The following is a 7,110-nucleotide window of genomic DNA, read 5'->3' as shown; positions in this document are numbered from 1 at the left end:
CGCCTCCGTCCGGCGGACCCCGCCCCTCGCCGCGCGGGGTGGGAGGGGGATGCGACGGGGGCGGGGCGGGGCCGCGGAGCGGGAGAGGCGGCCCAGGCTCAGAGTCAACCGCGCGGGACCCGGGATGCGGCAGGGTGTGTGCGTGGCTCTTCCTACGTGAGCGGTTCGCACCCCGTGTGAATCGTGCGTACGGCCGAAGAGCGCCGTCGCGGGCCCGAGTCAGCCGTCGCGGCCCGAGCCATCCGCAACCTCCGCCGCGCCCGTCCGGCACCTCCCGCCAAGCCGTGCGACACCGCGCCCGTCCGACGCCTCCCGGCTACCCACGGTGTGCCGCCCGAACTGCTTCCGTCCCCGTCACCCCCCACGCACCCACCGGGCTTCGGTCAGCGGGACCCCCTGCTGCGTTGACGGAGCATCGAGTAACCCTCCCCCGCGGCTTCCGGCCTGGCCGGCCCGAGCAGACCCTTCTGGTGTACGGCCGTACGCGGCGAGGCGGGAGCGCGCGGGGTCGTAGGGGTGGGGGTGCTCGAAACTTCCGGGTATCTGTGGGCCGCCAGACCCGTACATATCCGTTCCAGAGCCCCGCCCCGGAGGGCCCGGCCCTGAAACCACTGAAGGCGGACCCGGACGCAGTCCATGGAAAGAGACCCGCCTGGCGGGGAACGGCGCCAGGTGTCGGACGCGGCTCAGCGGCGACTCAGCGGGAAAGGAGCGTCGGGAGTTCGGCGAGGGAGCCGATGGACCAGTCCGCCGCCTCGACGCCGGGACTGTCGGCCCACAGATGGCCCCAGGGACCGCGGCGGATATGCGCGACCCGCAGCCCGGCGGCTTTCGCGGGGGCGACGTCGTTGGCGGGGTGGTCACCGACGTACACGACCCGCTGCGGATCCGTCCGCGCGAGCCCGACCACCCGGTCGAAGAAGGCACGCTCGGGCTTGGCCGCGCCCCACTCCCCCGACGTGGCGATCTCGTCGGCCGGAAGGTCGAGCGCCCGCAGCAGCTCGCCGGCCCGCGCACTCTGGTTCCCGGCGATGACCACCCGGATCCCGGCCTGCCGAAGCTCGGCCAGTGCGGGACGTACATCGGGGTACAGGTCGCTCTCCTCGAGCTGCTCCCCGCGACCGGCGGCCTCCCGCGCCCGGTACTCGGCGGCGACATCGGCGCCGGGTTTCGCCAATCGGATGGCATCGGCGCTGTCCCGCCCCTGCGCGACGACGGCACCGACGAGAGCGGCGAGGGTGTGACGGGGAATCCCGAGCCAGTCGGCCCAGGACGCCCAGTACCGGTCGTCGCGGACGATGGTTTCCCCGACATCGAATGCCACAGCATCGATCATGTGGGCAGCCTACGGCGGGCGGGTCCGGCCCGGGAGCCTACGGAACCGGCCACCGACGGCATCTGAGACACCGCGGCCGGGAACGGACGGCACCGTTCAACAGCGGACGGCACCGTTCAACAACAGCGCCGGCGGAACCCGGCCGGGAGCGGACACGACCCTCGGCAACCGTCCCGTGTTCCGTCCCGCAGGATCGGGGCGCACGACCGGGATGCGCTCGCGCGCCGCGCACAGCACCCTGGACGTATGGCCGAGCACCCGCCCGTGATCGTGCACCCGCCCTCTCCGTCCGGCGGGCGCCGCATCACCGTGCGCGGGCAGATCGTGGGTCTCGCCCACGGCCGTGGGGACGTATGCGAATTCCTGCGCGAGGCCGGACTCGATCCGTCGGAAGTCGCCCTCGACGACCCGACGCTCATCGAGTGGCGCGGCGGGGATCTGGACCACTGGCCGAGGCCTACGGCATAACGCCGGCGGCCGCTGCCGAAGCCCGGCCGCCCGCCCGGCACGGCCACGGGCGGGCTCGGTACGACCCATGGGACCCACCGACCCACCCACCGGATCTGGGCCCGTACAGACCACCGGCTCGTACCGGCCCCGTGCCGGACCACGGGATGCGACCGGCACCACCGACGGGGTCGGACCACACGGCGCGGGGCCGTACGACGGGAAAGGCCCCGGCCGCCGGGAGAGCGGTGGGGGCCGTCCGCATCACAGGATCAGTGGCACTGCTTGGTGCCGTTGTCGCGCGTGGTCCAGGCGCAGGAGTCCCTCAGGTCACCGTTCGGCTTGTACAGCCGCGCCTTGTCCGAGGTGTTGTTCCATACGTACGCCCCGCGGCCCCAGTACACATGACCGGCGCTCTGTGACCCCTTGCCGGTGTGGACCTTGACGGTCTTGCCCGCGCCGATCCGGTACGACGGGAAGGTGTAGCGGTAGCCGGTGTCGTCCTTCAGCACGTAGCCCCTGAGCTGGATCGAGCTGCCGGTGTTGTTGTGGATGTTCACCCACTCCGCGTTCAGGGATCTGTTGGACCGGTCGTCGCTGCCGGGCGAGTTGTACTGGATGAAGCCGAGGTGCAGACCGCTCTGGTGGCTCGCCGCGGTGGTGGCGGCGGTGGCGGTGGCGCCCGTGCCCAGCAGAACGGCGGCGGCGAGGGCAGCGGGCACGGCGGTGCGTATACGCAAAGGAGACTCCTCAACAAGGGTGCGGTTAGGGGCTGATGATCCGGTCCGCACCGGCGAATCGGATTTGCACAGTACGCGAGTCAACGAGCGATACCGGTGGGTATTTGAAAACCGCCTTAACCGCCTTGGGATCGAAGGGAAGCAGGGCCTTCGTACCAATGGACCATCTGTTAATCTGCCCGCTCCTGGATGTTCCTCCAGCCGCCGTCCCCCAAGCGCCCCTATGTCCGACGGGTGCAGCGAGGTGTCCCGTACGTGCACAGAGCCCCCTTCTCCCCCACAGAGGCCCGATCCGCCCGCATGCGGATGGGTCTGACGGAGGTTCACGTCGCGCAGTCCATGGCGATCTGCGGCGCCCCCGTCCACCCCGAGCTTGTGGATGCCTGGGAACAAGGCACCCATGTGCCCACCGAGCCCCAGCTCTTCGCGCTGGCCGATGTGCTCTGGTGTCCGCCGACCGTGCTGATGGGCATCGAGCCGCGGTCGCTGGCCGAGCACCGGCTGGCCCGACAGCTGAGCGCGGAGCGGCTGGCGCACCGTATCGGCATGTCGGTGACCGACTACCGGGCCGCGGAGGAGACCCAGCGCTGGGACGGCGACTACCGGCAGACCAAAGCCCTCGTGGACGCCCTGGGACTGTCCTTGCGTCAACTCGTCGGAATCCTGGGCCACGTCGAGGAGTTGGCCGACCATCTCCGGTCCGCCATCGAGGGCCGCTGGAAATCTCATGTCACACCGGTGGCGCAGCTGGTCACCGTCAACGAGACACGGGTGAGCGGCGCACTGCGGACGATGCATGCGGAGTTCGCGGAATTCGCCAAGCGCTATATGGGACATGTCGTCGCCCGTAACGACGATTCCCGGCTGAAGGAGATCGCGGCCGAGCGGTCCGCCTATCTACGGCGGCTGGTGGACCACTTCTGGGAGCTGATCGGCGAGGCGGGCGAGGCACCACCGTTCAACGCCGTACTCCCCTGAACCGGACGTCGCACGCCGGCCGCGGGTCACGGCACCGGCGCTCGTACGACGGCCGCGGACAGGCGCTCGGCTTGCTCGTACGGCGCTGTGGGCCGGGGCCGAGCGTGCTCGTACACCGGTTACGGACACGGCACCGGCCGCTCGTACGGCGGCTGCGGGCCGGAGAGGGACGGCCCCTCCCCGGCCCGGTACTCCCCAGCCCCGGCCCCGGCCCGGTCCACCACCGGCCCGGCCGCCCCGGCCTTCCCCAGCGGCCCCCGCCCGCGTATGGGGCGGATTCAGCGCGGCGCGGTGCCGATCTGTGGGTCCGCAGGACCGCTCTCCTCGATCTCGTCCCAGTCGATCTCCATCGGCCTGCGGCGCGTGAAGACGTTGAAGAAGAGATTCAGCACGATGGCGGTGAGCCCGCCCAGGGTGATCCCGCTGTCGAGGACCGCCTGGACGTCGTCCGACATTCGGTCGAAGAACGGGGCGACCGTCGTGGGCAGCAGAGCGGCGCCCAGGCTGACCGCCAGGATCAGAGCGTTGCGCTCCGCACGCAGATCGACCTTCCCCAGGATCTGGATACCGACCGTCGCGACCATGCCGAACATCGCGATGGCCGCGCCTCCCAGCACCGGGTGCGGGATCGCCGCGACGAGGCTGCCCGCCTTCGGCAGCAGCCCCAGAATGATCATGAACGCCCCCGCTGCGACGACCACGAAACGGCTCATCACCTTCGTCATCCGGACCAGGCCGATGTTCTCGGCGAACGCCACGTAGGGGAAGGAGTTGAGGACGCCGCCGAGGACGGTGGCGACGCCATCGGCGCGCAGGGCCCGGGACACCGTTTCGCCGTCGACCTCCTTGTTCGTGATCTCACCGATGGCGTAGACGTCCCCGGTGGTCTCCACCATGGTGATCAGCATGACCACGCACATGGCGAGGATCGGGAACAGCTCGAACTTCGGCATGCCGTAGTGGAAGGGCGAGCTGACACCGAACCAGTCGGCGTCCGCCACCGAGCCGAAGTGCGCGTCCCCGAGGATCCAGGCGACCCCGGTGCCGCAGAACAGACCGATCAGCACGGCGACACTGCTCAGGAACGGCTTGCCGATCCGGACCACCACCAGGATGAAGAGCAGGGTGCCGAACGCGTAGGCGAGGTTTTTCGGAGCCCCGTACGCGGGCTCGCCGATCAACTGCGCCCCGCCTGCCGCGTCCTGAAGGCCGACGGGGATCAGGGTGAGGCCGATGATGGTGAGGATCGTGCCGATGACGACGGGCGGGAAGAACTTCGCGAGCTTGCCGAAGAACGGCGCGAAGAGATAGGTGGCGATGCCCGCCGTGATCACGGCACCGTAGACCACCAGGAGCCCGGCGGTGCCGCCGCCCGCCCCGATGCCTATGGCGATCATGGGAGAGACGGCCGTGAACGTGACGCCCTGCACGAGGGGCAGCCTGGCGCCGATTCTCCAGATGCCGAGGGCCTGGATGATGGTGGCGATACCGCAGGTGAGCAGGTCCGCGTTGATCAGATAGACCAGTTCCTCACGGGAAAGGCCCAGGGCGTTTCCGAGGAGGATCGGGACGATCACGGCACCCGCGTAGAACGCGAGGATGTGCTGGAAGCCATAGAGGGAGAGCTTGGGAAGGGGAAGCACCTCGTCGACGGGGTGGCTCTCCGGTCGGGTTTTCTGTCGGGGGACTCGTGCCATCTCTGCGGTGCCTTCGCCGGATAGGTGAAACGGGAGGGAAGAGCTGCCGCCGTCGAGTCCCGGATGGCAGGACGCGACCGGCAGACTCGTGCGAAGCCGACGTCCGGCGGGGTTGCCGACACACGTCGCCCTGCTGTCGCAAGTCTGCCCTGGATCGCAGGACATCCTTGGATCGGCAGAAAGAGTCCGGATTGTCTCTGACATCCGCAGGTGAACGGGCCGATCGGCCCTCACCTTAGATGAACGTCATCTTTCCGCGCGAGTAACCGGCAGCGCTGTTCTCGGCGTCGGTCCCGGCCCCCGGACCCGGCTCCCTCGATCCTTTGTCCCCGGCACCTATGCCCCCGACCGGCGCCTGGACCCCTGCCCGGCTCCCTCGATCCCTGCCCACCGGCTCCTCTTCCCCGCCCGGCTTCCTCAGTCCTTGTCCCACGGCTCGCGAGGGGCCCCTGCCCGGCTCGCCTCAGACATTGCTCTGCTCCATATATCTCGCCGTGCCCGCTGTACGGGCGGCATGCACGGCGACGAGCCGGGCGAACGTGGGTGCCGTCGTGGTCCGCTCCCACTCCGCCATGGTGCGTACGCTCCAGTCGCAGTGCTCCGTCGGGTCGAGAACGATCCCTGCGAGATCGCCCTCGGTGAGCGTGCCCCCGTCGAAGATGAATCCGAACTTGTTGAACGGCCAGCGGTCTTCGGGCGGCAGAAAGTGAGCGAGCAGCAGGGGACGCGTTCCCGAAATGATGAGCCCGGTCTCTTCCCGGGTCTCCCGCACGGCCGTTTCCCACGGGCTCTCGCCGGGATCCATGTTTCCGCCGGGGAACTGCCAGGCCTTCGTCCCGTAGACCGACTTCAGCATGACCGGCCGCTCGTCCGCGTCCGTGAAGTACATACCGGCATAGGCGGTGGCCTTCGGGAGAGTCGCGATGTACTCGTCCCGGGGAAGGTAGCCGTCCGTCACGATGTCATCTCCCTTGTGGCTCCTCATACGCTCTCGGCCTGCCCAGACTGCCGTACGGCGACGCCCGTCGGCGGAGTTCGGGAACAGGCCACCCGAAGGGGCGGAGGGGGACTCGGGGATGACGCTTGGACAGCTCCCGGTGCCACTCATGGCACCACGTGGTCGTCGCCTGCGACGAAGGCTCGCGGCGTTCGTCGTAGGCAACGAAGGATCGCGGCGTTCGTCGTAGCAACGAAGGCCGCCGCAGACGACCGTCTGTGGCCGGCGAGGCTTACGGGTCCTGCCCGGCTGTCCGTCAACCCGCGTGCTGCTCGCGCCACTCGCGCACGATGCGCTCCGCGTCGAAGCGCTCCACGTTCAGCGGGGGACCGGCAGGCGGTCTCCTGATCGCCTCGTCGATCTTCTCGTTGATCTCCGTCACGATCCGCCGCACCTCACGCTCGGACGTGGCCTGTGCCGCCGCCGCGAGCGCGTCCTCCGCCTCCTTGCGCAGCACGAGCGTCGGCGGCAGAAACGACAGATTCTCGCGGCGCATCTTCTCCTTGACCCACCACATGGCGTCATAGGGCCTGTCGAGGCCGGGGAGGGGCTTGCCGAACCCGGGCAGATCGGCGAACTCACCCCGCTCCTCCGCCTCCCGGATCTGCCGGTCCGCCCATGACTCGAAGCTGATGCCGGGCGGCTTGCGCTCGGTCACTGTCGCTCTCCCTCGGCTGTCGACGCCCGGCTCTTCTGTGGCGAGGAGCTGTGCCGGGCTACCTCATACCGTCACATCCCGTACCCCCGCCATCATCCTCACGCCGATCCCGGCCGTCCAGCGTGGGCCGCGCGAAGCCGCGGGGGCGCGGGGCGGGGTGCGTATGGTTCCCGCTTCCCCACGCCGGACCGACCGTCCAGCCGGGCGGTGGTCACTTCCCCTGGCTTAACGCCCCCCCGCGGCTGCACGCGGGCCGT

The 7,110-nt window shown here is 69.7% G+C and carries 7 protein-coding genes; 2 read left to right on the top strand and 5 right to left on the bottom strand.

The window, feature by feature from the left end:
• Window positions 1-697 precede the first annotated feature (697 nt).
• Entirely contained in the window at window positions 698-1,336 is a 639-nt protein-coding gene (locus ACTWQE_RS33115; protein WP_443332794.1) for an HAD family hydrolase, read from the bottom strand.
• 246 nt (window positions 1,337-1,582) lie between these two features.
• Between ACTWQE_RS33115 and ACTWQE_RS33110 the strand changes: the two genes are divergently transcribed.
• On the top strand, window positions 1,583-1,804 hold the full coding sequence (locus tag ACTWQE_RS33110; RefSeq protein WP_443332793.1) for a hypothetical protein: 222 nt from the start codon (window positions 1,583-1,585) through the stop codon (window positions 1,802-1,804).
• 251 nt (window positions 1,805-2,055) lie between these two features.
• On the opposite strand, the gene ACTWQE_RS33105 is transcribed toward ACTWQE_RS33110, so the two are convergent.
• Window positions 2,056-2,523 carry a lamin tail domain-containing protein gene (locus ACTWQE_RS33105; protein ID WP_443332792.1) on the bottom strand — a complete coding sequence of 156 codons (468 nt, stop codon included), beginning with the start codon at window positions 2,521-2,523 and terminating at the stop codon, window positions 2,056-2,058.
• Between the two features lie 255 nt (window positions 2,524-2,778).
• On the opposite strand from ACTWQE_RS33105, the gene ACTWQE_RS33100 reads away from it, so the two are divergent.
• The gene (locus tag ACTWQE_RS33100; RefSeq protein WP_443332791.1) at window positions 2,779-3,501 is read left to right on the top strand and encodes a transcriptional regulator; all 723 of its coding nucleotides are present in this window, start codon (window positions 2,779-2,781) and stop codon (window positions 3,499-3,501) included.
• A 278-nt stretch (window positions 3,502-3,779) separates the two neighbouring features.
• Here ACTWQE_RS33100 and ACTWQE_RS33095 read toward each other — a convergent pair whose 3' ends face one another.
• From ACTWQE_RS33095 to ACTWQE_RS33085, 3 genes are all read right to left on the bottom strand, one after another.
• Window positions 3,780-5,198 (bottom strand): nucleobase:cation symporter-2 family protein, encoded by a 1,419-nt coding sequence (locus tag ACTWQE_RS33095; RefSeq protein ID WP_443332790.1) that lies wholly within the window; start codon window positions 5,196-5,198, stop codon window positions 3,780-3,782.
• Between the two features lie 463 nt (window positions 5,199-5,661).
• Complete coding sequence (locus ACTWQE_RS33090; protein ID WP_443332789.1) at window positions 5,662-6,156, bottom strand: NUDIX domain-containing protein; 495 nt, start codon at window positions 6,154-6,156, stop codon at window positions 5,662-5,664.
• A 295-nt stretch (window positions 6,157-6,451) separates the two neighbouring features.
• Complete coding sequence (locus tag ACTWQE_RS33085) at window positions 6,452-6,853, bottom strand: J-domain-containing protein (protein ID WP_443332788.1); 402 nt, start codon at window positions 6,851-6,853, stop codon at window positions 6,452-6,454.
• Between the last annotated feature and the right edge of the window lie 257 nt (window positions 6,854-7,110).

It is taken from the genome of Streptomyces sp. 8N706 (assembly GCF_052245415.1).
Taxonomy (GTDB): Bacteria; Actinomycetota; Actinomycetes; order Streptomycetales; family Streptomycetaceae; genus Streptomyces.
The sequence above is the reverse complement of the archived record's forward strand: the minus strand, read 5'-3'. Positions and strand labels throughout refer to the sequence as shown.

Bases quoted from the DNA above. Each gene is read 5' to 3' on its own strand.
- ACTWQE_RS33115 (WP_443332794.1), bottom strand. From the start codon at position 1,336: ATGATCGATGCTGTGGCATTCGATGTCGGGGAAACCATCGTCCGCGAC.
- ACTWQE_RS33110 (WP_443332793.1), top strand. From the start codon at position 1,583: ATGGCCGAGCACCCGCCCGTGATCGTGCACCCGCCCTCTCCGTCCGGC.
- ACTWQE_RS33095 (WP_443332790.1), bottom strand. From the start codon at position 5,198: ATGGCACGAGTCCCCCGACAGAAAACCCGACCGGAGAGCCACCCCGTC.